Origin of the sequence: Cryobacterium sp. 10S3, from assembly GCF_034344045.1 — a bacterium.
Taxonomy (GTDB): domain Bacteria; phylum Actinomycetota; class Actinomycetes; order Actinomycetales; family Microbacteriaceae; genus Cryobacterium; species Cryobacterium glucosi.
This window is the reverse complement of sequence record NZ_CP133773.1, coordinates 1,022,661-1,049,035: the sequence shown is the minus strand read 5'-3', so window position 1 is coordinate 1,049,035 and position 26,375 is coordinate 1,022,661. Positions and strand designations below refer to the sequence as shown.

Annotated in this window: 18 protein-coding genes and 3 rRNA genes; all 21 read right to left on the bottom strand. The window is 66.3% G+C overall.

Annotated elements, in window-relative coordinates; all coding sequences use genetic code 11:
- Positions 1-85 precede the first annotated feature (85 nt).
- The 21 genes from RHM57_RS04815 to tyrS all read right to left on the bottom strand — a co-directional run bounded on the left by RHM57_RS04815 (position 86) and on the right by tyrS (position 26,345).
- Positions 86-1,738, bottom strand: a complete 1,653-nt coding sequence (locus tag RHM57_RS04815) for a hypothetical protein (protein WP_322140733.1) — start codon at positions 1,736-1,738, stop codon at positions 86-88.
- 301 nt (positions 1,739-2,039) lie between these two features.
- Positions 2,040-3,551, bottom strand: coding sequence for a ribosome biogenesis GTPase Der (gene der, locus RHM57_RS04810; protein WP_134450163.1), 1,512 nt, complete (start codon positions 3,549-3,551; stop codon positions 2,040-2,042).
- Positions 3,544-4,236: a (d)CMP kinase gene (gene cmk, locus RHM57_RS04805; RefSeq protein ID WP_134450162.1), complete on the bottom strand. Its 693-nt coding sequence runs from the start codon at positions 4,234-4,236 to the stop codon at positions 3,544-3,546. Before cmk ends, der begins: the two co-directional genes overlap by 8 nt.
- A 3-nt stretch (positions 4,237-4,239) precedes the next feature.
- Positions 4,240-5,322, bottom strand: a complete 1,083-nt coding sequence (locus tag RHM57_RS04800) for a prephenate dehydrogenase (RefSeq protein WP_322140732.1) — start codon at positions 5,320-5,322, stop codon at positions 4,240-4,242.
- Positions 5,323-5,354: 32 nt separating this feature from the next.
- The gene (locus RHM57_RS04795) at positions 5,355-6,143 is read right to left on the bottom strand and encodes a pseudouridine synthase (RefSeq protein ID WP_134450161.1); all 789 of its coding nucleotides are present in this window, start codon (positions 6,141-6,143) and stop codon (positions 5,355-5,357) included.
- A complete protein-coding gene (gene scpB, locus RHM57_RS04790) occupies positions 6,140-6,787 on the bottom strand; it encodes an SMC-Scp complex subunit ScpB (protein WP_134562271.1) in 648 nt (215 codons plus the stop codon). Before scpB ends, RHM57_RS04795 begins: the two co-directional genes overlap by 4 nt.
- Positions 6,777-7,601, bottom strand: coding sequence for a segregation and condensation protein A (locus RHM57_RS04785; protein ID WP_134558558.1), 825 nt, complete (start codon positions 7,599-7,601; stop codon positions 6,777-6,779). The genes scpB and RHM57_RS04785 overlap by 11 nt, the downstream gene beginning before the upstream one ends.
- Positions 7,585-8,472 (bottom strand): ParA family protein, encoded by an 888-nt coding sequence (locus tag RHM57_RS04780; protein ID WP_241975279.1) that lies wholly within the window; start codon positions 8,470-8,472, stop codon positions 7,585-7,587. Before RHM57_RS04780 ends, RHM57_RS04785 begins: the two co-directional genes overlap by 17 nt.
- 136 nt (positions 8,473-8,608) lie before the next feature.
- A complete protein-coding gene (gene xerD / locus RHM57_RS04775) occupies positions 8,609-9,514 on the bottom strand; it encodes a site-specific tyrosine recombinase XerD (RefSeq protein ID WP_322136119.1) in 906 nt (301 codons plus the stop codon).
- Positions 9,511-10,149, bottom strand: coding sequence for an NUDIX domain-containing protein (locus RHM57_RS04770; RefSeq protein WP_134558560.1), 639 nt, complete (start codon positions 10,147-10,149; stop codon positions 9,511-9,513). Before RHM57_RS04770 ends, xerD begins: the two co-directional genes overlap by 4 nt.
- 3 nt (positions 10,150-10,152) lie before the next feature.
- Positions 10,153-11,913: a CTP synthase gene (locus RHM57_RS04765; protein ID WP_134558561.1), complete on the bottom strand. Its 1,761-nt coding sequence runs from the start codon at positions 11,911-11,913 to the stop codon at positions 10,153-10,155.
- Positions 11,910-13,622: a DNA repair protein RecN gene (gene recN, locus RHM57_RS04760; RefSeq protein WP_134562269.1), complete on the bottom strand. Its 1,713-nt coding sequence runs from the start codon at positions 13,620-13,622 to the stop codon at positions 11,910-11,912. Before recN ends, RHM57_RS04765 begins: the two co-directional genes overlap by 4 nt.
- A gap of 93 nt (positions 13,623-13,715) precedes the next feature.
- Positions 13,716-14,636, bottom strand: coding sequence for an NAD kinase (locus RHM57_RS04755; RefSeq protein ID WP_134450153.1), 921 nt, complete (start codon positions 14,634-14,636; stop codon positions 13,716-13,718).
- Positions 14,637-14,640: 4 nt separating this feature from the next.
- A complete protein-coding gene (locus tag RHM57_RS04750) occupies positions 14,641-15,441 on the bottom strand; it encodes a TlyA family RNA methyltransferase (RefSeq protein WP_134450266.1) in 801 nt (266 codons plus the stop codon).
- Between the two features lie 58 nt (positions 15,442-15,499).
- Positions 15,500-15,688 (bottom strand): hypothetical protein, encoded by a 189-nt coding sequence (locus RHM57_RS04745; RefSeq protein WP_322189609.1) that lies wholly within the window; start codon positions 15,686-15,688, stop codon positions 15,500-15,502.
- A 10-nt stretch (positions 15,689-15,698) separates the two neighbouring features.
- Positions 15,699-16,712: an HAD-IIA family hydrolase gene (locus RHM57_RS04740; RefSeq protein WP_416173105.1), complete on the bottom strand. Its 1,014-nt coding sequence runs from the start codon at positions 16,710-16,712 to the stop codon at positions 15,699-15,701.
- On the bottom strand, positions 16,705-18,885 hold the full coding sequence (locus tag RHM57_RS04735; protein ID WP_322189607.1) for a primosomal protein: 2,181 nt from the start codon (positions 18,883-18,885) through the stop codon (positions 16,705-16,707). The genes RHM57_RS04740 and RHM57_RS04735 overlap by 8 nt, the downstream gene beginning before the upstream one ends.
- A gap of 115 nt (positions 18,886-19,000) precedes the next feature.
- A 5S ribosomal RNA gene (gene rrf, locus RHM57_RS04730) occupies positions 19,001-19,117 on the bottom strand.
- 123 nt (positions 19,118-19,240) lie between these two features.
- Positions 19,241-22,369: ribosomal RNA gene (locus RHM57_RS04725) — 23S ribosomal RNA — on the bottom strand.
- Between the two features lie 446 nt (positions 22,370-22,815).
- A 16S ribosomal RNA gene (locus tag RHM57_RS04720) occupies positions 22,816-24,335 on the bottom strand.
- The 16S, 23S and 5S rRNA genes sit together here, the layout of an rRNA operon.
- 708 nt (positions 24,336-25,043) lie before the next feature.
- A complete protein-coding gene (gene tyrS, locus RHM57_RS04715; RefSeq protein ID WP_241975411.1) occupies positions 25,044-26,345 on the bottom strand; it encodes a tyrosine--tRNA ligase in 1,302 nt (433 codons plus the stop codon).
- Positions 26,346-26,375 lie beyond the last annotated feature (30 nt).

The following is a 26,375-nucleotide window of genomic DNA, read 5'->3' as shown; positions in this document are numbered from 1 at the left end:
CGCATTCTGCAGGAGACAACTTAGAAAGCTTACCGCCTCCGGCGACCTCTTGTGTGCACAACGGACGCCCGGCGACGCCCGTCCCTCAGCGCGGCGTCCACCGGGGCGAACGACCGCTCCCGCCAGCGGACCGCCCGGCCCCGAACTCGCGGCGCAGCTGCCGCCAGATCCGGGGCAGGAGAACGGCGTCGCCGAGGAGCGGGCGGCGGTGCTGCACGATGACCGAACCGAATCCGGGGGCCGCCGGGCTGAAGCTGAGACGCTCCGGGAAATTCGCGAGCGTCCAGCCGCGCACGCCCAGGTCGACCGCGGAGACCGAGCCAGGTGCGGACGGCGAGGGCGGTGAGGACGGCCCGGACGCGGCGCGGGCCGGCATGGCCAGGCCGCGGGGGGCATCCACTTCGGCGGGCACGGCCGCTACTCCCCCGGCCCGACCGCTACGGAAATCGCCGAGGGCACTCGTGCGGATGAGCGCGGTGGACCCGACCCAGAACGAGGCTCCATACCGGGACGCGCTGCGGTGCAGGAGGCTGCGGATCCCCGGGAAGAATCGCCCGGTGCACTGGCCGCCCTGCGGGAACGACGGGGTTTGGACCACGGCGACACCGCGGTGCTCCGGTTCGTCCAGGAAGTAGATCGAGCGCAGGCAGTAATCGCTGAGGAGCTGGGCTTCCGGCCCGAGGGTGAGCAGGTAGTCCGTCTCGGCGACATCGCCGGTGCCGGTGCCGGTGGAAGTAGCAGTGGCACCGATCTGGTCCACGTAACCGGCGAGGCTGCCGTCGAAGATCTCCAGTTCGGCGGAGAACGTCCAGGCGAGGCGGCGCTGAAGACGGAGCATCCGCTCGGGGGTCTGCGGGATGTGCTCGGAGATGGCCCGGTCGAGGTCCGCGGCGATGCGGGCGAAGTCGGCGGCGGGACCGCCGAGGGTGTGCGTGCTGAAGACGGCACTCGACGGGTCGGTGACGGCCTCGTCGAGGCGCTGCCGGGCCAGCCAGGCGACGGCCCAGCGGTAGTCGGCGGCGAGGCCGTCGATGAGGTCTTCGGCCACCTCGTGGGCGTCGGTCGCGTCGTGGCCCCAGGCGAGTTCGAGCTCCAGCACGAACAGGGCGTCTTCGAACCGGGCGCGGGGTTCGGCCAGGGCATCGGTGAGCCGGCGCACGATCATCAGGGCCTCGGCCTGGGCGCTCGGCTCTGAGCTGGCGTCGAGCAGCAGCACGACCCGGAGCGTGGGGTATTCCTGCAGGGCCGCGGACCAGAGCGAGGCGCGCAGGGCGTGCGGCCCGGTTCGGGCACCGGCACTGTCGCCCCCGGCGACGAGCACGGTCAGGGCCTCCTGGCGTGCGGCGAAGTGACGCTCCAGTTCCCTGCGCGGGACGCGCACGTGCTCGTTCAGCCGGATCAGGGCGCCCTGCCGAGCGGCTAGGTAGCAGAGGAGCGCGATCGCACACAGGGTCGCGCCAGCCACGGACAGCGCGCGGTCGAGGATCGACCAGGGCGCGCCGTCGATTCCCGTCTGGCGGAGGATGACGACGGCGAGCAGGGCAGCCCAGCCGACCACCACGGTGAAGATGGCGGCGCGACCATAGGCGATCTCGGGGACGCCTCGGCGCGATGCCCGGGCAGCGGGCGGCGCGATGCGGGCATCCGACGGCGCAGTCGACGCGAGTGGTGCGGCGGGCGGCACCGTTCGGGCGGCGAAACGTTTTCGGGTCAGCGAAGCAGGGAACTTCGTATGCATGGACAATCCTCGGGTAAGGCTTGAATGTCGAAATCCCCGATTCGGGCGGGGATCCGACACGTGTGGCGGGTGGCGAGCTCCCCGATTCGGGCGGGGATCCGACACCTGTGGCACCGCTGGGGCGCTAGCCCGAATGTAGAGGAGAGCGCCGATGCGCGACAGTCCCCGGTTCGGGGCGGCGGCGCATCCGTGCACGTCGATCGGCCCGGCAACATCGCCACAGGCGCTTAAACGACGGATGCGTCGCCTCCCCCTACCGGGGACGGCGACGCATGCGTCAGGTCAAGCGTGGAACGACTGCTTAGCGCTTGCGCTTCTCGCGGACGCGCATGCTGATGTTGATCGGGCTGCCCTCGAAGCCGTAGACCTCGCGGAGGCGACGCTGGATGAAGCGACGGTAGCCCGGGTCGAGGAACCCGGTGGTGAAGATGACGAAGGTCGGCGGGCGGCTCGAGGCCTGGGTGCCGAACAGGATGCGCGGCTGCTTGCCGCTGCGCACGGGGTGCGGGTGCTCTGCGGCGAGCTCGGCGAGGAAGGCGTTGAACTTGCCGGTGGCGACGCGGGTGTCCCACGACTCGAGGGCGACCTCGAGGGCGGGGACGAGCTTCTCCATGTGGCGGCCGGTCTTCGCCGAGATGTTCACGCGGGGGGCCCATGCCACGTGGGCGAGGTCGAGCTCGATCTCGCGCTCGAGGTACCGGCGACGGTCGTCGTCGATCTGGTCCCACTTGTTGAAGGCGAGCACGAGGGCGCGGCCGGATTCGAGGACGAGGTCGATGACGCGCACGTCCTGCTCGGAGATGACCTCGGTCACGTCGATGAGCACGACGGCGACCTCGGCCTTTTCGAGTGCGGCGCTCGTGCGGAGCGAGGCGTAGAAGTCGGCGCCCTGGGAGAGGTGCACGCGACGGCGGATGCCGGCGGTGTCGACGAAGCGCCAGACCTTGCCGCCGAGTTCGACCTGCTCGTCGACCGGGTCGCGGGTGGTGCCGGCGAGCTCGTTGACGACAACGCGCTCTTCGCCGACGACCTTGTTGAGGAGGCTGGACTTGCCGACGTTCGGGCGGCCGAGGATGGCGACGCGGCGGGGGCCGCCGACTTCCTGCTTGGCGACGGCGGAGATCTCGGGAAGCTTCTCGAGGATCGCGTCGAGCAGGTCGGCGACGCCGCGGCCGTGCAGGGCCGAGACGGGCCACGGCTGGCCGAGGCCGAGCGACCACAGGTTGGCCGATTCGGGCTCCTGGCGCACGTCGTCGACCTTGTTGGCGACGAGGAAGACCGGCTTGCCGGCCTTGCGGAGCAGGCGAACGACGGCTTCATCGGTCGAGGTCGGGCCCACGTTGGAGTCGACGACGAACATGACAACGTCGCACAGCTCGATGGCGAGCTCGGCCTGCATGGCGACGGAGGCGTCGATGCCCTTGGCGTCGGGCTCCCAGCCGCCGGTGTCGACGATGCTGAACTTGCGTTCGTGCCATTCGCCCTTGTAGGTGACGCGGTCGCGGGTGACGCCGGGGGTGTTCTCCACGACAGCCTCACGGCGGCCGAGGATGCGGTTGACGAGCGCCGACTTGCCGACGTTCGGGCGGCCGACGATGGCGATGACCGGCAGGGCCGGGAGGTAGGTGATCGCGTCGGGGTCGTCCGTCACCGAGTCGAGGACATCGAAGTCCTCGTCGTCGAGGTCGTAGTCGTTGAGCCCGGTGCGGAGGGCGGCGGCGCGCTGTGTCGCCAGGTCGTCGTCGAGATCGTCCAGTCTTGCCCCGAGGTCGGGGTCGAGATCGGGAAGTGTTTCGTCGTATTCGTTAGTCATGCGAGGTCCTCGCGGTACGTGTGTTGATGACCTCGATGACCGCGCCAATGGTCTGTTCGAAGTCGAGATGGGTGGAGTCGACGGTGTTCACACCGTCTGCGGCGCTCATGAATTCGACGACCTGTGAGTCGGCGCGATCCCTCGATCGCAACTGATCTGCCACGGTTTGAGCCGATTGAGTCGATATTTCCGCAGAGCGCCTAGCCATTCTAGCTTGTTCGGATGCCGTGAGCAGGATCCGGACCTCCGCCTCCGGTGCGACGACGGTCGTGATGTCCCGTCCTTCGACGACGATTCCGGGCCGGTCGACGCCCGCTGCGATGCTGCGGAACAGCGCGGTGAGGTGGGCGCGCACGGCGGGGACGCGGGCGACGGCGCTCACGATCGCCGAGACGGCCGGCTCCCGGATGGCCTCGGTGACGTCGACCGCTCCGACGCTGACGGCCGGGTCGTCGGGGTCTGTGCCGATCGCATAGTCGAAGGAGGGCAGGGCGCCGATGACGGCATCCGTGTCAGCGGGGTCGATGGCGCGGTCGCGCACGAACCAGGCGAGGGCCCGGTAGGCGGCGCCGGTGTCGAGGTAGCCGTAGCCGAGGCGGCGGGCGACGGCACGGCTGACGCTCGACTTGCCGCTCCCGGCGGGGCCGTCGATGGCGACGACGAGCGGATGCGTGGATTCAGTCATGTGCTAGCCGGCAATCCGCCAGCCGCGTGCGGCCAGCTCTTCGGTGAGGCGGGTGACGGCCTCTGGGAGCACGGAGATCTCGGCGAGGCCGAGTTCCGCACCGGGTGAGTGCTCGAGCCGGAGGTCTTCGACGTTGACGCCGAGGGCGCCGATCTCGTTGAGGAGCCGGGCGATCTGGCCGGGTGTGTCGTCGACCATCACGGTCAGGGAGACGAAGCGGCGGTCGTGGCCGTGCTTGCCGGGCAGCCGGGAGACGCCGGCGTTGCCGCCGGCGAGTTCTTCGGCGACGCGGCGGCGGGCGCCGGGGGCCGCCGGGTCGGCGAGGGCGGTGATGAACCGGTCGAGGTCGTCGCGGTATGCGGTGAGGATCTCGCGCACCGGGGCCGCGTTCGCGCCGAGGATCTGCACCCACAGTTCGGGGTCGCTCGCAGCGACGCGCGTCACGTCGCGAAGGCCCTGGCCGGCGAGGTTGAGGGACGCGGCGGGGGCATCCGTGAGACGCCGGGCCATCAGGGTCGAGACGACCTGGGGCACATGGGAGACGAGGGCGACGCCGCGGTCGTGGTCTTCGGGACTCATCTCCACGAGGGTCGCACCGAGGTCGAGGATGAGGTCGTCGATCGCGGTGGCCTGCTGGTAGCTGATGCCGTCGTGGGCGGCGACGACCCAGGGCCGACCGAGGAAGAGGTCGGCGCGTCCGGCGAGGGGTCCCCCGCGTTCGCGGCCGGCGAGGGGGTGCGAGCCGATGTAGCGGGAGATGTCGGCGCCGCGGGCGCGCAGTTCGGCGAGGGGCGCGAGCTTGACGCTCGCGACATCCGTCACGATGGCGTCGGGGAAGGATTCGAGTTCGCGGGCGACGATCTCGGCGGTCACGTCCGGCGGCACGCACACGACGATGAGCTGCGGCCGGTCGCCGGCCTGGGCGGCCCGGCCGGCGCCGTAGTCGATCGCGATGCTGAGGTTCGTCGGCGAGGCGTCGGCGAGGATGACCTCGATGCCGCGCGCGCGGAGGCCGAGGCCGATGCTCGTGCCGAGCAGCCCGGTGCCGACGACGCGCACGGGCCCGATCAGGCGACTTTCGACCACGGGTGTCTCCTGACTTCGTGCGTGTTGTGCCTCTAGTATTCGGTGTCCGCCCGCGAAATCGTGAGCAGCTGACCGAGTTCAACCTTAGTCAAGTCGCGCAGGTCACCGGCCCGCAGGGTGCCGAGGTGCAGGGGTCCGAACTGGCGGCGGACGAGGTCGACGACGGGGTGGCCGACGGCCTCCATCATCCGGCGCACGATCCGGTTGCGCCCGGAGTGCAGGGTGAGCTCGACGAGGCTGAAGCCGTCGCCGGGAGGGCTCGTCAGGATCCGGGCCTTGTCGGCGTTGATCGGGCCGTCGTCGAGTTCGATGCCGGTCTGCAGCAACTGGATGGTCTGCGCGGTGACGCGGCCCTCGACTTTGGCGATATAGGTCTTCATCACGCCGAAGGAGGGGTGCGCGAGGATGTGGGCGAGGTCGCCGTCGTTGGTCAGGATGAGCAGGCCGCTCGTCATGGCGTCGAGGCGGCCGACGTTGAAGAGGCGCTCCTCGAACTGCTCGGTGAATTCGCGCAGGTCGGGTCGGCCGCTCTCGTCCTGCATCGAGGAGACGACGCCGACGGGCTTGTTGAGCATCACGTAGCGGCGGCTGGTGTCGAGCTGGATGGCGACGTTGTCGACCATGATCTGGTCGTGGTCCGGGTGGATGCGGCGTCCCAGTTCGGTGACGACCTTGCCGTTCACGCGCACCCGGCCCGCGGCGATGAGGTCTTCGGAGACCCGGCGGGAGGCGACACCGGCCGAGGCCATCACCTTCTGCAGGCGCACGCCGTCCGCGGCGGCTTCCGGGTTGGTGGGCGTGCCCTGGGGGTCGATCGTCATGGTGAATCCTCAAATCCATTTGCGCCGTCTGCGAGCAGGGGCGATAAGTAGGGCAACTCGTCGAGCGAGTTGATTCCCAGCTGTGTGAGCAGCAAGTCTGTGGTGCCGTAGTTGATCGCACCGGTCTCACTATCGGTGAAGACCTCGGTGATCAGGCCGCGCCCCACGAGGGTGCGTACGACCGAGTCCACGTTAACGGCCCTGATTGAGGCTACCGCCCCGCGGCTGATCGGTTGCTTGTATGCGATCACGGCGAGGGTCTCGAGGGCCGCCTGGGACAGTTTGCTCGGGTTCTGGGTGAGCACGAAGTCGGCGACGGCGGTGTCGTATTCCGGTCGCACGTAGATGCGCCAGCCGCCGGCGACCTCGCGCAGCTCGAAACCGCGGCGCACGGTGCCTGCCGTGCCGTCGAAGTCGGCGACGAGCCGGGCGATCGAGCGGCGCACGTCGCTCAGCGGCCTGCGGAGCGCGGTGCCGAGGTGCAGCAGGCTCTGCGGTTCGTCGGCGACCATCAGGATCGCCTCGAGAGAGCGGTCCAGGGCGGCGGCCTCGACGGCAAGTGCGCTGCCGGGTGCAGGAGCTGCGCCGGGCGTGCGGGTCGCGCCGGTTCCTGCACCGGGGCCGGCCAGGGTGTCAGTTGTCATAGTCCGCTCCGAGGTTCGCGAGGGTGTCGTCCGACCAGTCCTCGTCCGGGGACGCCGCGGCACTCCAGTGCAGGCTCAGGTCGCCGAGGGGTTCGAGCTGGTCGAAGGAGAGGAAGCCGCGCCGGTAGAGCTCGAGCACGGCGAGAAAACGCGCGATGATCACGCCGGTCAGTTCGACGTCGGCAATGAGTTCACGGAAGGTGAGCGTGTCGCCTGAGCGCAGCATCCCGACGAGCCAGGCCGCCTGCTCACGGATGCTGACCAGCGGCGCGTGCAGGTGGTCCAGCCCCACGGTGGGCACCTCACGCGGGGTGAGCGCCCGGGTGGCGAGGGCGGCGAAGTCGGCGAGGGAGAGCGTCCAGACGAGCTCAGGGGTCTGCTGCCGGAACTTGTCCTCGAGGCGCACGGAACGCACGTGCCGGCCGGACTCGACCTCGATCCGGCCGAGGAACCAGGCCGAGGCGGTCTTGAAGGCGCGGTACTGCAGGAGCCGGGCGAACAGCAGGTCCCTGGCCTCGAGCAAGGCGGCATCCTCGGCGTCGACGAGCTCGCCCTGCGGCAGGAGCCCGGCGACCTTGAGGTCGAGCAGGGTCGCGGCGACGACGAGGAATTCGCTCGCCTGGTCGAGTTCCTCGGCCTGGTCGAGCCCCTTGAGGTGGGCGATGAACTCGTCGGTGACGCGGCTGAGCGACACCTCGGTGATGTCGAGTTCGTGCTTGCCGATCAGGGAGAGCAGCAGGTCGAACGGGCCCTCGAAGTTGCCCAGGGCGACCGAGAATGTCCGCGAGGGGACGGTGTCAGGCGACAGCGCCACGCTGGATCAGTTCCCGCGCCGCCTGGCGGTAGGCCTTGGCGGCCGCGTGTTCCGGCGCGAACTCGGTGATCGGCACCCCGGCGACGCTCGCGTCTGGAAACTTCACCGTGCGGCCGATGACGGTTTCGAGCACGCTGTCGCCGAAGGCGTCGACGACGCGCTCGAGGACCTCGCGGGAGTGCAGCGTGCGCGAGTCGAACATGGTCGCGAGGATGCCGTCGAGTTCGATCGCGGGGTTGAGGCGGTCGCGCACCTTGTCGATGGTCTCGATCAGGAGGGCGACGCCGCGCAGGGCGAAGAATTCGCACTCGAGCGGGATGAGCACGCCGTGGCTCGCGGTCAGGGCGTTGACGGTGAGGATGCCGAGCGAGGGCTGGCAGTCGATCAGGATGACGTCGTAGTCGGCGGACACCTTGCGGAGCACCCGGGCGAGGATCTGCTCGCGGGCGACCTCGTTGACGAGGTGCACCTCCGCGGCGGAGAGGTCGATGTTCGCGGGCATGATGTCGAGGTTCTCGACAGCGGTCTTCTGGATGACCTCGGCCGGGGTGTACTTGTTGCCGAGCAGCAGGTCGTAGACGGTCGGCAGGTCGTGCGTGGGGATGCCGAGGCCCGCGGAGAGTGCGCCCTGGGGGTCGAAGTCGATGGCGAGCACGCGGCGGCCGTAACCGGCGAGTGCGGCACCCAGGTTGATGGTGGTCGTCGTCTTGCCGACGCCGCCCTTCTGGTTGCAGAGCGAGATGATGCGCGCGGGGCCGTGGCTTTTCAGCGCCGCGGGTTCGTCGAATTCGTGTTTCGGCCGTCCGGTTGCACCGACGACCACGTCCTCGAATCCGGGGAGTAGTGTCCGGTCAGCTTTTTCGCGCTTCACTCCGGTGTCCTCGTTCCGTCCTGCACCCATCACTCAGTCGAGTGTAGCGAGCCGATCGGCGCCCTTCCGCAAGGATCGCCGGGAAGCCGCGGTTCCGCATCCGCCTGATACCGCGGATGCCCCGGATTCAGCGGGCTCAGCGGGCGCGCGGGTGTGCCGTGGTGTACATGTCGCGGAGGGTGTCCGCCGTGACGAGGGTGTACAGCTGGGTCGTCGCGACGGAGGAGTGGCCGAGGAGTTCCTGCACGACGCGCACGTCGGCGCCGCCGGCGAGGAGGTGCGTCGCGAAGGAGTGCCGGAGCGTGTGCGGCGAGACGTGGCCCTCGAGGCCGGCGCGCTCGGCGGCGGCGCGGATCAGGAGCCAGGCGTTCTGGCGGCCGAGGCGCCGGCCGCGCAGCCCGAGGAAGAGCGCGGGGGTCGCCGGGCCGCGTGCAGAGAGCAGGGGCCTCCCCCGCACCAGGTAGGCCTCAACGGCCGCACGGGCGAAGCTGCCGACCGGAACCAGGCGTTGCTTGGCGCCCTTTCCGGTGAGCCGTATGACGTCGAGGTCGAGCACGTCGTCGACGTTGAGGTCGACGGCCTCGGAGATGCGCGCGCCGGTCGCGTAGAGCAATTCGAGGAGCGCCTTGTCGCGCAGCTGGTGAACGTCCTCGCCGTCGGTCGCGGCGAGCAGCAGGGCCACCTGCTCGATGCTGATGGCCTTCGGCAGCCGGGTCGCGAGCTTCGGCGGTTTCACGTCGTGGGCGACGTCCGCGTCGACGAGGGATTCCTCGAGCAGGAACCGGTGCAGCCCGCGCACGGTCGACAGCATCCGCGCGATCGACGCGGCCGTGAGCGGCGACTCGGATCGGGTCGCGAGGTGCCGCACGAACGCGGAGACGTGCAGCGCCGTGACCTGACCGGGTTCGGTGAGGCCCTCGGCCTCGAGCCAGCCGGCGTAGACCACGAGGTCGCGCCGATAGGCGGCGACGGTGTTCGCGCTGAGCCCGCGCTCGATCGCGACGTGCCGCAGGAACGCTTCGACCGCCGCCGCGACCGTCATCGGCCGGTGTGATTCCAATTGTTCGGGTGCCGCGGCCAGGGCAGGTCTGCGGCGCCGAGGGTGCTCCAGTTGCGTTCCTTCGCGGCGAACGCGGCGAGCACCGAGATCACGAGCGCGGGGTTCTGCACCCGGCGTGCGAGCACGGCGTCGAGGCAGTCGGCGAAGGGGACCCAGCGGATCTCCATGTCGGCTTCCTCTTCGGTGCGGTTGAAGACCTCGGGCGCGGCGGTGAGGCCGCGGGCCAGGTAGACGCGCAAGGCCTCGTTGCTGCCGCCCGGTGACGTGTAGAACTCGCTCAGAACGTGCCACTCGGCGGCGACGTAGTCGGTTTCCTCGCCCAGTTCGCGCTTGGCCGCCTCGACCGGATGCTCGTTGGCCTCGTCGAGGAGGCCGGCGGGCAGTTCCCACTCGCGCATGCCGACGGGGTGCCGGTACTGCTTGATCAGCAGCACCCGGTCGTCCTCGTCGAGGGCGAAGACGGCGACGGCACCGGTGTGGTCGACGTAGTCGCGCACGATGTCGGAGTCGCCGTAGCGGAAGGTGTCCTTGCGGATGTCCCAGACGTGGCCGGCGAAGACCACATCGGACTCGGAGACCGCCGCGGAGGCGACCTCGTCCTCGAGGAGCTCAGTCACGGCTCAGGCCTCGGCGCCGACGACCGCAGCGACGTCGACGGTCTCGTCGCCCGTGTCGTTGCCCTCGTTGACCTCGAACAGGCGGCTGGCCTGCTGGCGGTCGAGTGCGGCGCCGATCAGGCCGCGGAAGAGCGGATGCGCGTGGCTCGGGCGCGAGCGGAGCTCCGGGTGCGCCTGGGTCCCGACGTAGAACGGGTGCTCTGCACGCGGCAGCTCGACGTACTCGACCAGGTGGCCGTCGGGAGAGGTCCCGGAGAACCACATGCCGGCATCCGCGATCTGTTCGCGGAACGCGTTGTTGACCTCGTAGCGGTGACGGTGGCGTTCGGAGGCCGAGGGGGCCCCGTAGAGCTCGGCGACGAGGGAGCCCGCCGCGAGGTCGGCCGGGTAGAGGCCGAGGCGCATGGTGCCGCCGAGGTCGCCGCCGGCGATGATCTCGACCTGCTCTTCCATGGTCGCGATCACGGGGAACTCGGTGTCCGGGTCGAACTCGGAGGAGGACGCCCCGGTGAGGCCGGCCTTGTTGCGGGCGTATTCGATGACCATGCACTGCAGGCCGAGACAGAGGCCGAGCACGGGGATGCCGTTCTCGCGGGCGAAGCGGAGAGCCCCGAGCTTGCCCTCGATGCCGCGCACGCCGAAGCCGCCGGGAACGCAGATCCCGTCGAGGTCGCCGAGCAGGCGGGTGGCGCCTTCCTCGGTCTCGCACTCGTCTGAGGCGATCCAGCGGACGTGGACCTTGGTCTTGTGGGCGAAGCCGCCGGCGCGGAGGGCTTCGGTGACGGAGAGGTAGGCGTCGGGCAGGTCGATGTACTTGCCGACGAGGCCGATCGTGACCTCGTGCTTGGGTTCGCGCACGGCGTCGAGCACCTTCTGCCAGCCGGTCCAGTCGACGCTCGTGACGGGCAGGCCGAGGTGGTCGGTGATGTATTTGTCGAGGCCCTGCTCGTGCAGCACGGCGGGGATCTCGTAGATGCTGGGCACGTCGACGCAGTTGACCACGGCGTCTTCGTCGACGTCGCACATCAGCGCGATCTTCCGCTTGTTGGCGTCGGAGACGGGACGGTCGCTGCGCAGCACGAGCGCGTCGGGCTGGATACCGATCGAGCGGAGCGCAGCGACGGAGTGCTGGGTGGGCTTGGTCTTCTGCTCGCCGGCCGCGCCGAGGAAGGGCACGAGGGAGACGTGCACGAAGAACACGTTCTGGCGGCCGAGCTCGTGGCGCACCTGGCGGGCGGCCTCGAGGAACGGCTGCGACTCGATGTCGCCGACGGTGCCGCCGATCTCGGAGATGATCACGTCGGGGCGCAGCGCGTCGTCGGCCTGGAGGCGCATCCGGCGCTTGATCTCGTCGGTGATGTGCGGGATGACCTGTACGGTGTCGCCGAGGTACTCGCCGCGGCGTTCCTTCGCGATCACCTGCGAATAGACCTGGCCGGTGGTGACGTTCGCGGCCTGGTTGAGGTTGATGTCGAGGAACCGCTCGTAGTGACCGATGTCGAGGTCGGTCTCCGCGCCGTCGTCCGTGACGAAGACCTCGCCGTGCTGGAACGGGTTCATCGTTCCCGGGTCCACGTTGAGGTAGGGGTCGAGCTTCTGCATGACCACGCGTAAGCCGCTGGCCGTCAGGAGATTGCCGAGGCTTGCCGCCGTCAGGCCCTTGCCTAATGAAGAAACGACACCACCAGTCACAAAGATGTGCTTGGTCGTGCCGTCTGAATTGTCCGCGTTTCTATTTTCCACCACGGGCTTCGACTCTATCATCGGATCTTCGTGGATCCGCCAGCACTCGCGAGGTTCATCAGTTCGCGGGCGTGTTCGAGGCCGCTCACGGAGTCGGGCAGGCCGGACAACAGCCGGGCCATTTCGGCGGCGCGATCGTCGCCGGTCAGCTGGCGAACACTCGACTCTGTGACGGAACCGTCGCTGTCCTTGACGACGCTCAGGTGGTTGCCCGCGAAGGCCGCGACCTGGGCGAGATGGGTCACCACGATGACCTGGGCGGTTTCGGCAAGCCGGGCGAGCCTTCTGCCGATCTCGATCGCGGCCGCGCCGCCGACGCCGGCGTCGACCTCGTCGAAGACGAAGGTCGGAACCGGGTCTGTCGCGTTGATCACGACTTCGATGGCGAGCATCACCCGGGACAGTTCGCCGCCGGACGCGCCGCGGGCGAGGGTGCGCGGTTCGGCTCCCGCGTGCGGGCGCAGGAGGATGCCGACCTGGTCGCGGCCGTGCGCGGTGAGCTCTCCTCCGCTGTCGACCTCGACGACGAGGGCGGCGTCGGGCATCGCGAGGGCACTGAGCTCGGCCGTGACGGCGGTGCCGAGGGCTGCGGCCGCCGTGGTGCGGATGCCGGTGAGCCGGTCCGCGAGCGCCTCGACGACGAGCAGCTCGGCTTCGGTGTCGACGCGGAGCTGCTCGATCCGGTCGGTGTCCCCGTCGAGTTCGAGCAGGCGGGCGCTGCCGGTGTCGAGGAAGGCGATCGCCTCGTCGAGGCCGCCGGCGTACTTGCGGGCCAGGCCGGTCAGCACGGCCCGTCGCTCCTGCACGATCTCGAGCTCGCGGGCGCCGTCGGCGTCGAGGCCGGCGAGGTAGCTCGAGAGCTGCGCGGCGACATCCGCCACGAGGAAGCCGGCATTCGCGAGGCTCTGGGCGAGCTCGGACAGGGCAGGGTCGTGGTCGCCGGCGCGTTCGAGTTGCCGGCGCGCGGCGTCGAGCAGGGTGACGGCATCCGGAAGCCCGTCGGGGTTCTCTTCCGCGGAGAGGAGTTCACGGGACTGGGCGGCGGCGAGCCGGAGCTCCTCGAGGTTGCCGAGCCGTTCGGCGCGGGCGGCGAGGTCGTCGTCTTCGGCCGCCTGCGGGGCGATCGCCTCGATCTCGTCGATGGCGGCGCGGAGGTCGGCGGCCTCGCTCGTGCGCTCGTCCTGTTCGGTGACGAGGCGGGCGAGTTCGGCGCGGTCGTCCTGCCAGCGGTGGTAGTGGGTCTCGAAGTCGGTGAGCACCGGGCCGAGTTCGGGGCCGGCGAAGCGGTCGAGGGCGGCGCGCTGGGCGCCGGCGGAGCGGAGTCGGACCTGGTCGGACTGCCCGTGCACGACGACGAGGTCGCCGCCGAGGTCGCCGAGCACGCTCGCGGGGGCGCTGCGGCCGCCGACGATGGCGCGGCTGCGGCCCTCGGCCGAAACCGAACGGCTGAGGATGAGGTCCGGGCCGTCGAGGTCTCCCCCGGCGTCGCGCACGCGGCCGGCGACGGTGCCGTCGGCGTCGACCTGCCAGCGGCCCTCGACCCAGGTCTGCTGCGCGCCGTGGCGCACGAGGCCGGGGTCTGCGCGGGCGCCGAGCAGCAGGCCGAGCGCGGTGACGACCATGGTCTTGCCCGCGCCGGTCTCGCCCGTGACGGCGGTGAAACCGGGGCCGAGCGGGAGGGTGGCTTCCTTGATCACGCCGAGGTCGCGGATGACGAGTTCTTCGATCACGAGCGGGCCTCCCCCGCGACGGGCCTGGTCACGCGCGGCTCACTCGCGCGAGGCGCGCAGGGCTCATCCACGCGGGGCTCACTCACGCGGCGCTCACTCACGTCCGACCGGTCCGCGCCAGCCCGTGACGGGCAGGTTGAACTTGTTCACCAGGCGGTCGGTGAACGGGCCGGAGTGCAGGCGGGCGAGGCGCACCGGCACCGGGGAGCGGCGCACGATCACGCGGGATCCGGCGGGCAGGTCGTGCACCCGGCGACCGTCCGCGCAGAGCACCGCGGCTCCGCCGTAGTGCGCGAGCACCTCGACGGCGAGCGACGAGTCCGGCCCGACGACGAGCGGGCGGGAGAAGAGCGCGTGGGCGCTGAGCGGGACGAGCAGGAGCGCGTCGAGGCTCGGCCAGACGATCGGGCCGCCCGCCGAGAAGGCGTACGCGGTCGATCCGGTCGGGGTGGACATCACGATGCCGTCGCAGCCGAAGGAGGAGAGCGGCCGGCCGTCGACCTCGACGACGACTTCGAGCATCCGCTCACGGCTCGCCTTTTCGACGGTTGCCTCGTTGAGGGCCCAGGTTTCGTAGATGACCTCGTCGCCGAGTTTGACCCGCACGGCGAGGGCCATGCGCTCTTCGACGAGGTAGTCGCGGAGGAGGGCGCGGCGCACGGCTTCGCCGAGGTCGTCGCGTTCGCTCTCGGCGAGGAAGCCGACGTGACCGAGGTTGATGCCGAGCAGGGGCGCCGAGCAGCCGCGCACGACCTCGGCGGCGCGCAGGATGGTGCCGTCCCCGCCGAGGACGATGACGAGCTCGAGCTCGGTCGCCTGCACGGTTTCGCCGAGGATGGCGAGACGGCCGTCGAGCTCGGGGCAGGCGGCGAGGATGTCGGTGAGTTCGGTGGGCGCGAGCACGGGGGTCGCGTCGGAGGCGAGGAGCTGCTGGCAGACGGTCACAGCAGCCCGGAGCGAGTCCGTGCGCCCGGTGTGCGCGACGACAAGGATGTGCCGGGGTGATGCAGTCATCTCGTCACGCTCCCACCAGTGCCGTTGTGCGGTCGATCCATTCTGTCGGATTGCTGCCCACCCGCGCGCTCATCCAGCACAGATACTCCCGATTGCCCGCGGCGCCGACGATCGGGGATGCGATCAGGCCGTTTGTGCGGAGGCCGAGGTCCCAGCCCGCCCAGAGCACGCCGGCGATCGCGTCGGCGCGCAGGGCCGGCCGGTGCACGACGCCCTCGCGGATGCTCTCCTTGCCGACCTCGAACTGCGGCTTGATCAGCAGCACGAAATCGGCGCCCTCCGCTGCCGTCGCCACGAGGGCAGGCAGCACGGTCGGGAGTGAGATGAACGACAGGTCGCCGACGACGAGGTCGGGGCGGGTGTCGACACCGGATGCCGCGGCGAGCGTTTCCGGCGTCGCGTAGCGCAGGTTGAACCCCTCGACGGCCGCGAGGCGCGGTTCGAGGGCGAGTTCGGGGGCGAGCTGGCCGTGGCCGACGTCGACGGCGAGCACCTGTGCGGCGCCGCGTTCGAGGAGCACCTGGCTGAAGCCGCCCGTCGAGGCGCCCGCGTCGAGCACGGTCCGGCCCGCGACGGGGATGTCGAACGCATCGAGCGCCGCGATGAGTTTGTGGGCGCCGCGGCTGACGTAGTGGTCGGTCGGGGCAACGACGAGCACCTGGTCGGCGCGCACCTTGGTGGACGCCTTGACGACGGGCTGGCCGTCGACCGTCACGAGGCCTCCGGCGATCACCTGCGCCGCTACCGTGCGCGAACGCACGAGCCCGCGGTCGGCGAGGGCCGTGTCGAGGCGCTGGTCGGGCATCCGCTCAGGAACAAGCTCAGCCTCGGACCCGGAGTCCGCCCCGGCATCCGCGTTCGCCTCAGGGCCGGGGTGCACTGTCGCCGCCCTCGAGGTGCGTGCGCAGCTCGTCGTGCAACTGCGCGTATGCCGCCGCGCGGTCTTCGAGGGGCAGGTCGCCGATGTCTCCGAGCCGGGACAGGAGTTCGTCCGCCATGGTCACATTTACGGGGCTGACGCCCTGGGGGATGTCCGCTGGGTTCTGCTGCACCCTCTCCACGTTACCGTCTGAGATACAGTCGCTCCGGAACATTCAGCCCATAGACGGGCCGGCCGGACGCCCAGATCACGGCGCACGCGGCGCGGAGCAGATTGATCCCGCCGTCGCCCTCCGCGACGATCTCGACGTCAGCACCAGTGATGCGCACGCTCGCGCCTGCGACGGTCGCAGTGGCGCGGTCCCTGGAGAACACGGTCTCCGGGTAGGGCTCGTGCAGCTGGCGCAGGTCGTCGAGGATGAAGCGGGGGCGCTCCTTCTCTGCGGCGGCGAGGGCCTGCTTGGCCTTGTCGATGCCGGTGAGCACGAGCACCGCGGGAATGCCCGCCCGGTTGGCGCCGAGGATGTCGGTGTCGAGCCGGTCGCCGATAAAGAGCGCGTGCTTCGCCTGGAAGCGGGTCATGGCTTCGTCGAAGATCGCGACCTCCGGCTTGCCTGCCACGATCGGGAGACGGCCAACGGCGCTGTGCACGGCGGCGACGAGAGTGCCATTGCCGGGCGCGATGCCGCGGGCGACGGGGATCGTCCAGTCGGTGTTCGTCGCGACCCAGGGGATCTCGATGCCGTCTTCGTTCGGGTGCAGGGCGAAAGCCGCCTCGGCGAGGTCCTTCCAGCCGAGTTCGGGCGTGAAGCCCTGGATCACGGCTGCGGGGTGGTCGTCGGCGGAGCGGGTGATCTCGAATCCACCCTTCTCGACCTCCTTCACAAGGCCGGCTCCCCCGATGACGAGGATGCGCGCGCCGGCGGGCACCTCCTGGGCGAGCAGCCGGACGGCGGCCTGCGGCGAGGTGACGATGTCCTCGGCGCGGGCGTGCAGCCCGAGCTCGGTGAGGTGGTCGGCGACGGTCTGGTCGGTGCGGGAGGCGTTGTTGGTGAGGTAGCCGACCCGCACGGTCTCCGCGGCCTTGTTCAGGCTCTCGATCGCGAACGGGATCGCGTGCGGTCCCTGGTACACGACTCCGTCGAGGTCAGCGAGCACCACGTCGACGCCGGTGAGCGGCGTCGTCGTTTCACTCATGCGTCGGCGCCTGAGCATCGGACTCCTCGTCGGTTCCCGTCGCCGGGTCCCCTTCGGAGTCCGGCAGCACCACGTCGATGGTCTCGTCGGCGACGTCGATCTCGTCGATCTCATCGAGCTCTTCGACCTCGTCGATTTCGGCGGCGGGCTCGTCGGTTTCGGGCTCGTCACCGTCTTCGTCGTCGTCGTCGCTCGCATCGTCGACGTCGAAGTACTCGTCGTCGGTGTCCTCTTCGTCGATCTCGAGAATCTCGATGGTCTCGTCGATGTCGGCGGCGGATGCCTGGGCGGCATCCGCGCGGTCGGCGCGCTCATTCCACTGCGCGGCCTCGTCGGTGCGGCCGAGTTCCTCGAGCACCTCGGCGTAGGCGGAGAACAGCTCGGCACTGTAGGAGAACGCGGTCTTCGGGTCGAGCTGCGGGATGTCGAGCTCGGCCAGGGCGGCCTCGGTCTCCCCGAGGTCGAGACGGGCACCGGACATCGCGATCGCCAGGGCGACCTGGACGCCGGCGGGCAGGGTGGAGCGGTCGACGGAACGGCCGAGCTCGAGGGCGCGGTCCGGGCGACCGACGCCGCGTTCGCTGTCGACCATGAGCGGCAGCTGCGAGTTGGACCCGGAGATGCGGCGGTAGGTGCGCAGTTCGCGCAGAGCAAGGGCGAAGTCGCCCGTGGCGTACGCGGTGATCGCGAGGCTCTCCCGCACGACCGCGATGCGGCCGGCACGGCGGGCGGCGCTCATCACGTGACGGTGGGCGAGCTCGGGGTCTTCGTCGATGACCCGGGCGGCCATGGCGAGGTGGGCGCCGACGGCCTCGGCGTTGTCCTTGGTCAGGGTCTTGAGTTCGTTCCGTGCGATCCGGTCGAGGTCGGCAGACGAGATGTCGTCGGGGAGCTCGGGATCGTCGTGGCGCGGGCGCACCGAACGCAGCTCGCGCTGCATCCGCTGCTCTTCGGTCATTTCATCTTCGACGGCGCGGGCATCGCGGTCGCCGCGGGCGGGGGCGCCGTCGCGGGTCCAGAGCTTCTTGCCGGCGTCGCCGCGCGGTGCTCCGGCGCGGGTGGCCGAACCGCCGCGCTGGGTCGCGTTCGCCCAGGGCTTGCGGTCGCCGCCCGACTGCGGACGCTCGGTGCGCGGTGCGTCCTTCGACCACGGCTTGCGCTCGCCGGTCTGGGGACGATCGGAGTTGCCGCGGTACGCGGGACGTTCGCCGTCGCGCTGCGGGCGGTCGGTGCGGGGCGCGTCTTTCGACCAGGGCTTGCGCTCGGCGCCGCCCTGCGGACGGTCGGAGTTGCCACGGTACGGGGCGCGCTCGCCCGACTGCGGACGGTCGGAGTTGCCACGGTACGGAGGACGCTCACCATCACGCTGCGGGCGCTCAGTGTTGCCGCGGTAGGGCGCGCGCTCACCGGACTGCGGACGCTCGGAGTTGCCACGGTACGGAGCACGGTCGCCCTGGGGGCGCTCGGAATTGCCGCGGTACGGGGCACGCTCGCCCGACTGCGGACGCTCGGAATTACCGCGGTACGGAGGACGCTCACCATCACGCTGCGGGCGCTCAGTGTTGCCGCGGTAGGGCGCGCGCTCACCGGACTGCGGACGATCGGAGTTGCCACGGTACGGAGCACGGTCGCCCTGGGGACGGTCGGAGTTCCCGCGGTAGGGGGGACGCTCACCATCACGCTGCGGACGATCGGAATTGCCACGGTAGGGGGCACGCTCGCCACTCTGCGGACGCTCGTTGTTGCCGCGGTACGGAGGACGGTCGCCGTCGCGCTGCGGACGGTCGCTGTTTGCACGGTACTGGGGACGATCGCCCTGGGGGCGCTCGCTGTTCCCGCGGTACGGGGCACGCTCGCCGCTCTGCGGGCGGTCGGTGTTGCCGCGATAGGCGGGACGGTCGCCGTACTGGGGGCGGTCGCCCTGGGGACGGTCATTGTTTCCGCGGTACGGTGCACGTTCGCCACCCTGCGAACGGTCGTTGGTGCCACGGTAAGGGGGACGTTCGCCGTCACGCTGGGGACGGTCGGAGTTGCCCTTATAGGGAGGACGCTCACCGTCGCGCTGAGGGCGATCGGAGCGGCCCTGATAGCCGCCGGAGCCGTTGTTGCCGCGAGCCCCGGGCGGGCGTCCGCCGTCGCGTGCGTCATTACCGTTAGTTCCTGAAGGGCTCACTGTGTCTCCTGTGTAATTGGTTGCCTCGAAGGCAGACTCGTCAAGCCTACGGCTTAACGCAAAATGGCCACCCGTTAGGTGGCCATTTTGTGTATTTCTGGTGTTGCTAAGTTAAGTCCGGCGGTGTCCTACTCTCCCACAGGGTCCCCCCTGCAGTACCATCGGCGCTGAGAGTCTTAGCTTCCGGGTTCGGAATGTGACCGGGCGTTTCCCTCTCGCTATAGCCGCCGAAACATCTTTCGATGGATCGATTCTATATTTTTCAGTTATAGACCCCGGCTGTTATGCCGGGGTTGTTCTCGACCGTACGTCGAGAACCACATAGTGGACGCTTGCAGCTTATTCAAACTGGTGTGTTATCAAATTATTGGCTTATTAGTACCGGTCAGCTCCAAGGGTCTTTAGTCCCCTCTTCCACATCCGGCCTATCAACGCAGTAGTCTAGCTGCGAGCCTCTCCCCCGAAGGGATGGAAATCTCATCTCGAAGCCGGCTTCCCGCTTAGATGCTTTCAGCGGTTATCCGTTCCGAACGTAGCTAATCAGCGGTGCTCCTGGCGGAACAACTGACACACCAGAGGTTCGTCCATCCCGGTCCTCTCGTACTAGGGATAGATCTTCTCAAATTTCCTGCGCGCGCAGCGGATAGGGACCGAACTGTCTCACGACGTTCTAAACCCAGCTCGCGTACCGCTTTAATGGGCGAACAGCCCAACCCTTGGGACCTACTCCAGCCCCAGGATGCGACGAGCCGACATCGAGGTGCCAAACCATGCCGTCGATATGGACTCTTGGGCAAGATCAGCCTGTTATCCCCGAGGTACCTTTTATCCGTTGAGCGACAGCGCTTCCACAAGCCACTGCCGGATCACTAGTCCCGACTTTCGTCCCTGCTCGACTTGTCAGTCTCACAGTCAAGCTCCCTTGTGCACTTACACTCGACACCTGATTGCCAACCAGGTTGAGGGAACCTTTGGGCGCCTCCGTTACTTTTTAGGAGGCAACCGCCCCAGTTAAACTACCCACCAGGCACTGTCCCTGAACCGGATCACGGTTCGAAGTTAGATATCCAATATGACCAGAGTGGTATTTCAACGTTGACTCCACCTGAACTAGCGTCCAAGCTTCACAGTCTCCCACCTATCCTACACAAGCCACACCGAACACCAATACCAAGCTGTAGTAAAGGTCACGGGGTCTTTCCGTCCTGCTGCGCGTAACGAGCATCTTTACTCGTAATGCAATTTCGCCGAGTTCGCGGTTGAGACAGCTGGGAAGTCGTTACGCCATTCGTGCAGGTCGGAACTTACCCGACAAGGAATTTCGCTACCTTAGGATGGTTATAGTTACCACCGCCGTTTACTGGGGCTTAAATTCTCAGCTTCGCCTTGCGGCTAACCGTTCCTCTTAACCTTCCAGCACCGGGCAGGCGTCAGTCCGTATACATCGTCTTGCGACTTGGCACGGACCTGTGTTTTTAGTAAACAGTCGCTTCCCACTGGTCTCTGCGGCCTTCGAACGCTCCAGGAGTAAATCCCTTCACGCCTCCGGCCCCCCTTCTCCCGAAGTTACGGGGGCATTTTGCCGAGTTCCTTAACCACGATTCTCTCGATCTCCTTAGTATTCTCTACCTGATCACCTGAGTCGGTTTGGGGTACGGGTGACTAAAACCTCGCGTCGATGCTTTTCTTGGCAGCATAGGATCACTGATTTCGCCCTTACGGGCTACCCATCGGGTCTCAGCCTTATATGAGAGACGGATTTGCCTATCTCTCGGCCTACATCCTTAGACCGGGACAACCATCGCCCGGCTCAGCTACCTTCCTGCGTCACACCTGTTAATACGCTAACCGCACCAGCATAGGGTCGCACGCTAGGCCTCACGCTTCACCCCGAAGGGATCCATCTAGAGGATTCAGATGCTTAGCATTACTGGATTAGCTTGGACGGTTTTTCGCCAGTACGGGAATATAAACCCGTTGTCCATCGACTACGCCTGTCGGCCTCGCCTTAGGTCCCGACTTACCCAGGGCGGATTAGCCTGGCCCTGGAAACCTTGATCTTTCGGAGGACGGGTTTCTCACCCGTCTTTCGCTACTCATGCCTGCATTCTCACTCGTGTAGCCTCCACGGCTGGTTTACACCGCCGCTTCGCTGGCCACACGACGCTCTCCTACCCATCAACACGGCTGAACCAACACAACAAGTGTGCGGCTTACCAAAAATATCAATGCCACAACTTCGGTGGCGTGCTTGAGCCCCGTTACATTGTCGGCGCGGAATCACTTGACCAGTGAGCTATTACGCACTCTTTCAAGGGTGGCTGCTTCTAAGCCAACCTCCTGGTTGTCTGTGCAACTCCACATCCTTTCCCACTTAGCACGCGCTTTGGGACCTTAGTTGGTGGTCTGGGTTGTTTCCCTCTCGACGATGAAGCTTATCCCCCACCGTCTCACTGCTGCGCTCTCACTTACCGGCATTCGGAGTTTGGCTGACGTCAGTAAGCTTTTAGGCCCCATCGGCCATCCAGTAGCTCTACCTCCGGCAAGAAACACGCAACGCTGCACCTAAATGCATTTCGGAGAGAACCAGCTATCACGAAGTTTGATTGGCCTTTCACCCCTATCCACAGCTCATCCCCTCCATTTTCAACTGAAGTGGGTTCGGTCCTCCACGACGTCTTACCGTCGCTTCAACCTGGCCATGGATAGATCACTTCGCTTCGGGTCTAGGACATGCGACTGAATCGCCCTATTCAGACTCGCTTTCGCTACGCATTCCCCTCTCGGGTTAAGCTCGCCACATATCACTAACTCGCAGGCTCATTCTTCAAAAGGCACGCTGTCACCAGAATCAGACTGGCTCCAACGGTTTGTAAGCAAACGGTTTCAGGTACTATTTCACTCCCCTCCCGGGGTACTTTTCACCTTTCCCTCACGGTACTTGTTCACTATCGGTCATGTAGGAGTATTTAGGCTTATCAGGTGGTCCTGACAGATTCACACGGGATTTCTCGGGCCCCGTGCTACTTGGGATACTCTTCGGGCGATTACTGCATTTCGACTACGGGGTTCGCACCCTCTATGACCAGGCTTTCAATCCTGTTCGTCTATACAACGCTCTAACCCTCACTGTTCGGCAGAATCAGCAGAAAAGTCCCGCAACCCCGACCATGCAACGCCTGCCGGCTATCACACATGATCGGTTTAGCCTCATCCGGGTTCGCTCGCCACTACTAACGGAATCACTATTGTTTTCTCTTCCTGTGGGTACTGAGATGTTTCACTTCCCCACGTTCCCTCTACCCGCCCTATATATTCAGGCGGGAGTCACCAGGTCACCTTACGGGCCTGGCGGGGTTTCCCCATTCGGACATCCTCGGATCACAGTTCGTTTATCAACTCCCCGAGGCTTATCGCAGATTACTACGTCCTTCTTCGGCTCTACATGCCAAGGCATTCACCGTTTGCTCTTAGAAATTTGAAATCACATGAGTTTGAATCGATTAAGTATTCTGAATAAATTCAGAATCGAAATTGACCAATGATCTATAAATAGATCTTTGTAATTTGCAGTCCGAAGACTGTCAAATTTAAGATGCTCGCGTCCACTGTGTAGTTCTCAAAGTACGGGCGGTACCCTCACCTGCCCACGATTGATGTGAACAAGAAAAGGTCCAGAGGAACAGTCCAACCAGGCAAAACCCAGTTGTTCCGGTCCCTCAGGACCCAACAGCGTGCATATATGTTTCCTTCATAACCGGACCTTTCCAACGAGGCACCGCAAGCGGTACCAGGCGTACTGGATCCAGAGATGATCTCTGCATATCAATGTCAATGTTCCACCCATGAGCGCCATCGAAGAACATTCGTCTTCGTATGGCTTGGCAGTGTTACTCCGCTGTATACAGACGGCACTGCTGTGCTCCTTAGAAAGGAGGTGATCCAGCCGCACCTTCCGGTACGGCTACCTTGTTACGACTTAGTCCTAATCACCGATCCCACCTTCGACAGCTCCTTCCCGTGAGGGTTAGGCCACCGGCTTCGGGTGTTACCGACTTTCATGACTTGACGGGCGGTGTGTACAAGGCCCGGGAACGTATTCACCGCAGCGTTGCTGATCTGCGATTACTAGCGACTCCGACTTCATGAGGTCGAGTTGCAGACCTCAATCCGAACTGAGACCGGCTTTTTGGGATTCGCTCCACCTTGCGGTATTGCAGCCCTTTGTACCGGCCATTGTAGCATGCGTGAAGCCCAAGACATAAGGGGCATGATGATTTGACGTCATCCCCACCTTCCTCCGAGTTGACCCCGGCAGTATCCCATGAGTTCCCACCATTACGTGCTGGCAACATAGGACGAGGGTTGCGCTCGTTGCGGGACTTAACCCAACATCTCACGACACGAGCTGACGACAACCATGCACCACCTGTATAGAGACCTTGCGGGGCGACTGTTTCCAGCCGTTTCCTCTATATGTCAAGCCTTGGTAAGGTTCTTCGCGTTGCATCGAATTAATCCGCATGCTCCGCCGCTTGTGCGGGCCCCCGTCAATTCCTTTGAGTTTTAGCCTTGCGGCCGTACTCCCCAGGCGGGGAACTTAATGCGTTAGCTGCGACACGGAGACCGTGGAATGGTCCCCACATCTAGTTCCCAACGTTTACGGCATGGACTACCAGGGTATCTAATCCTGTTCGCTCCCCATGCTTTCGCTCCTCAGCGTCAGTTACGGCCCAGAGATCTGCCTTCGCCATTGGTGTTCCTCCTGATATCTGCGCATTCCACCGCTACACCAGGAATTCCAATCTCCCCTACCGCACTCTAGTCTGCCCGTACCCACTGCAGGCCCGAGGTTGAGCCTCGGGTTTTCACAGCAGACGCGACAAACCGCCTACGAGCTCTTTACGCCCAATAATTCCGGACAACGCTTGCACCCTACGTATTACCGCGGCTGCTGGCACGTAGTTAGCCGGTGCTTTTTCTGCAGGTACCGTCACTTTCGCTTCTTCCCTACTAAAAGAGGTTTACAACCCGAAGGCCGTCGTCCCTCACGCGGCGTTGCTGCATCAGGCTTTCGCCCATTGTGCAATATTCCCCACTGCTGCCTCCCGTAGGAGTCTGGGCCGTGTCTCAGTCCCAGTGTGGCCGGTCACCCTCTCAGGCCGGCTACCCGTCGTCGCCTTGGTGAGCCATTACCTCACCAACTAGCTGATAGGCCGCGAGCTCATCCCTGACCAAAATTCTTTCCACCCCCAGAGATGCCTCCAAGGGTCGTATCCGGTATTAGACGTCGTTTCCAACGCTTATCCCAGAGTCAAGGGCAGATTGCTCACGTGTTACTCACCCGTTCGCCACTAATCCGAAGAGCAAGCTCTCCATCATCGTTCGACTTGCATGTGTTAAGCACGCCGCCAGCGTTCGTCCTGAGCCAGGATCAAACTCTCCGTAAATGTTTGATTGCACAAGACCCGAAAGCCCCGGCACATCTAGTGTGACTGACCGCCGGAATGGGCGGACCAGACACAAGTTTGAAACTGACAGAACAAATCATTACTGACTTGCTTTGTTGTTATAAATGTTTTCCAAAGGAATCTCCTGGCCCTTCACCGCTAGAAACGGATCCAAACCACGAGGTTTTTGGCATTTGACATTGTGCACGCTGTTGAGTTCTCAAGGATCGGACGCACCCGGCTTCAGGCCACACCGTAACCGGCTTAGTGGCTGTCGCTCCGAGGCAACTTGTCTAACCTAACCTCCCCCGCAGCCCCTGTCAAATCGGCCGGAACCCCGCTTCTCGACACGAAAACGCGTCCACAAAAGGAGTTCAACCAATCCGACAAAACTTACGGGAGGAAGACTTTCAAGCCTACGCCTCGCACATCCGAATCAAGGATTCGAGAGTGAGAAGAGCGTAAAACTTCGGTCCCACGTGAGGCCGGAAAGCACTGCGGCTTTTCCGCACCTTTGGGGTACGTGAAGACATTACGTGCCTCCACCACCCCCGTCAAAACCCGGACCACCCCGGGCGTGTCACCACCCTGCCGATGCCCGCCCACGAGCATCCGCGAGAGTACACATTTGGCCCTTAAACCCGCGGTTTAAGGGCCAAAATCGTACTCTCGCGGCGGGGACTGCTCGACGAAGACGCCGGGCGGAGACTACTCGACGAAGACGCCGGCCAGGGTCTTCTTGCCGCGGCGGAGCACGGCGACACCACCGGGGAGCACGGCCCCCTCGATGGTCTGGTCCTCGCTGAGGACCTTGACGTTGTTCAGGTACACCCCGCCCTGCTTGATCGCGCGCCGGGCCTCGCTCAGGCTCGTCGTGAGTCCGGTGTCCACGAGCAACTGCATGACAGGTGCGTGCGGGGCCGTTGTCGTGTTGGGGAGTTCACGCAGGGCGGCCTCGAGGGTCTCCTCGTCGAGGTCGGCGAGGTCACCCTGGCCGAAGAGGGCCTGCGCGGCGTGGATGGCAGCATCCGTCGCCGCCCGCCCGTGCACGAGGCTCGTCACCGAGACGGCGAGGGTGCGCTGGGCGAGCCGCTTGAAGGGTTCCGTGGCAACCGATTCCTCGAGGCCCTCGATCTCGGCCCGCGTCAGGAACGTGAAGATCTTGAGGCGCAGGATCACATCGGCGTCGTCGGTGTTGAGCCAGAACTGGTAGAAGGCGTATGGGCTCGTCAGAGTGGGGTCGAGCCAGACGGCGTTGCCCTCGCTCTTGCCGAACTTGGTGCCGTCGCTGTTCGTGATCAGGGGTGTGCCGATGGCGTGCACGCTCGCACCCTCCGCCTTGCGGATCAGGTCCGTGCCGCTCGTGAGATTGCCCCACTGGTCGCTGCCCCCGGTCTGCAGCACGCAGCCGTGCGCGCGGAAGAGCTCGAGGAAGTCCAGGCCCTGCAGCACCTGGTAGCTGAACTCGGTGTAGCTGATGCCGGCGTCGGAGTTCAGCCGCGCGCTCACCGCATCCTTCTTGAGCATGGTGCCGACCCGGAAGTACTTGCCGATGTCGCGCAGGAAGTCGATCGCGCTGAGCGGACCGGTCCAGTCGAGGTTGTTCACCAGGGTGACGGGATTGTCGCCCTCCGCGCTCAGGAAGCGCGACACCTGCGCCTGCAGGTAGCCGACCCAGGTGCCGACGGTGTCCTTGGTGTTCAGCACCCGCTCCGCGGTGGGCCGCGGGTCGCCGATCAGACCGGTGGAACCGCCGACGAGGCCGAGCGGCCGGTGACCGGCGAGCTGCAGGCGGCGCATCAGCAGGAGCTGGACGAGATTTCCGAGGTGCAGGCTCGGCGCGGTCGGGTCGAACCCGCAATAGAAGGTGATCGGCTCCCCCGCGAGCAGCGCGCGCAGCTCGGCCTCGTCGGTCGACACCTGCACGAGGCCACGCCAGGAGATCTCCTCCCAGACATTCTCGAAGGTGACGTCGTTGGACTGCTGCTTGAGGATCACGGGATCTGACACGCAGCCCAGATTACCAGCGCGGCCGTGCCG

Coding starts and splice junctions, on each gene's coding strand:
- scpB (WP_134562271.1), bottom strand. CDS start 6,787: ATGACAACTGACACCCTGGCCGGCCCCGGTGCAGGAACCGGCGCGACC.
- RHM57_RS04740 (WP_416173105.1), bottom strand. CDS start 16,712: ATGAGTGAAACGACGACGCCGCTCACCGGCGTCGACGTGGTGCTCGCT.
- RHM57_RS04750 (WP_134450266.1), bottom strand. CDS start 15,441: ATGCCCGACCAGCGCCTCGACACGGCCCTCGCCGACCGCGGGCTCGTG.
- der (WP_134450163.1), bottom strand. CDS start 3,551: ATGACTAACGAATACGACGAAACACTTCCCGATCTCGACCCCGACCTC.
- RHM57_RS04795 (WP_134450161.1), bottom strand. CDS start 6,143: ATGACGATCGACCCCCAGGGCACGCCCACCAACCCGGAAGCCGCCGCG.
- xerD (WP_322136119.1), bottom strand. CDS start 9,514: ATGACGGTCGCGGCGGCGGTCGAAGCGTTCCTGCGGCACGTCGCGATC.
- cmk (WP_134450162.1), bottom strand. CDS start 4,236: ATGACTGAATCCACGCATCCGCTCGTCGTCGCCATCGACGGCCCCGCC.
- RHM57_RS04755 (WP_134450153.1), bottom strand. CDS start 14,636: ATGACTGCATCACCCCGGCACATCCTTGTCGTCGCGCACACCGGGCGC.
- RHM57_RS04815 (WP_322140733.1), bottom strand. CDS start 1,738: ATGCATACGAAGTTCCCTGCTTCGCTGACCCGAAAACGTTTCGCCGCC.
- RHM57_RS04765 (WP_134558561.1), bottom strand. CDS start 11,913: ATGATAGAGTCGAAGCCCGTGGTGGAAAATAGAAACGCGGACAATTCA.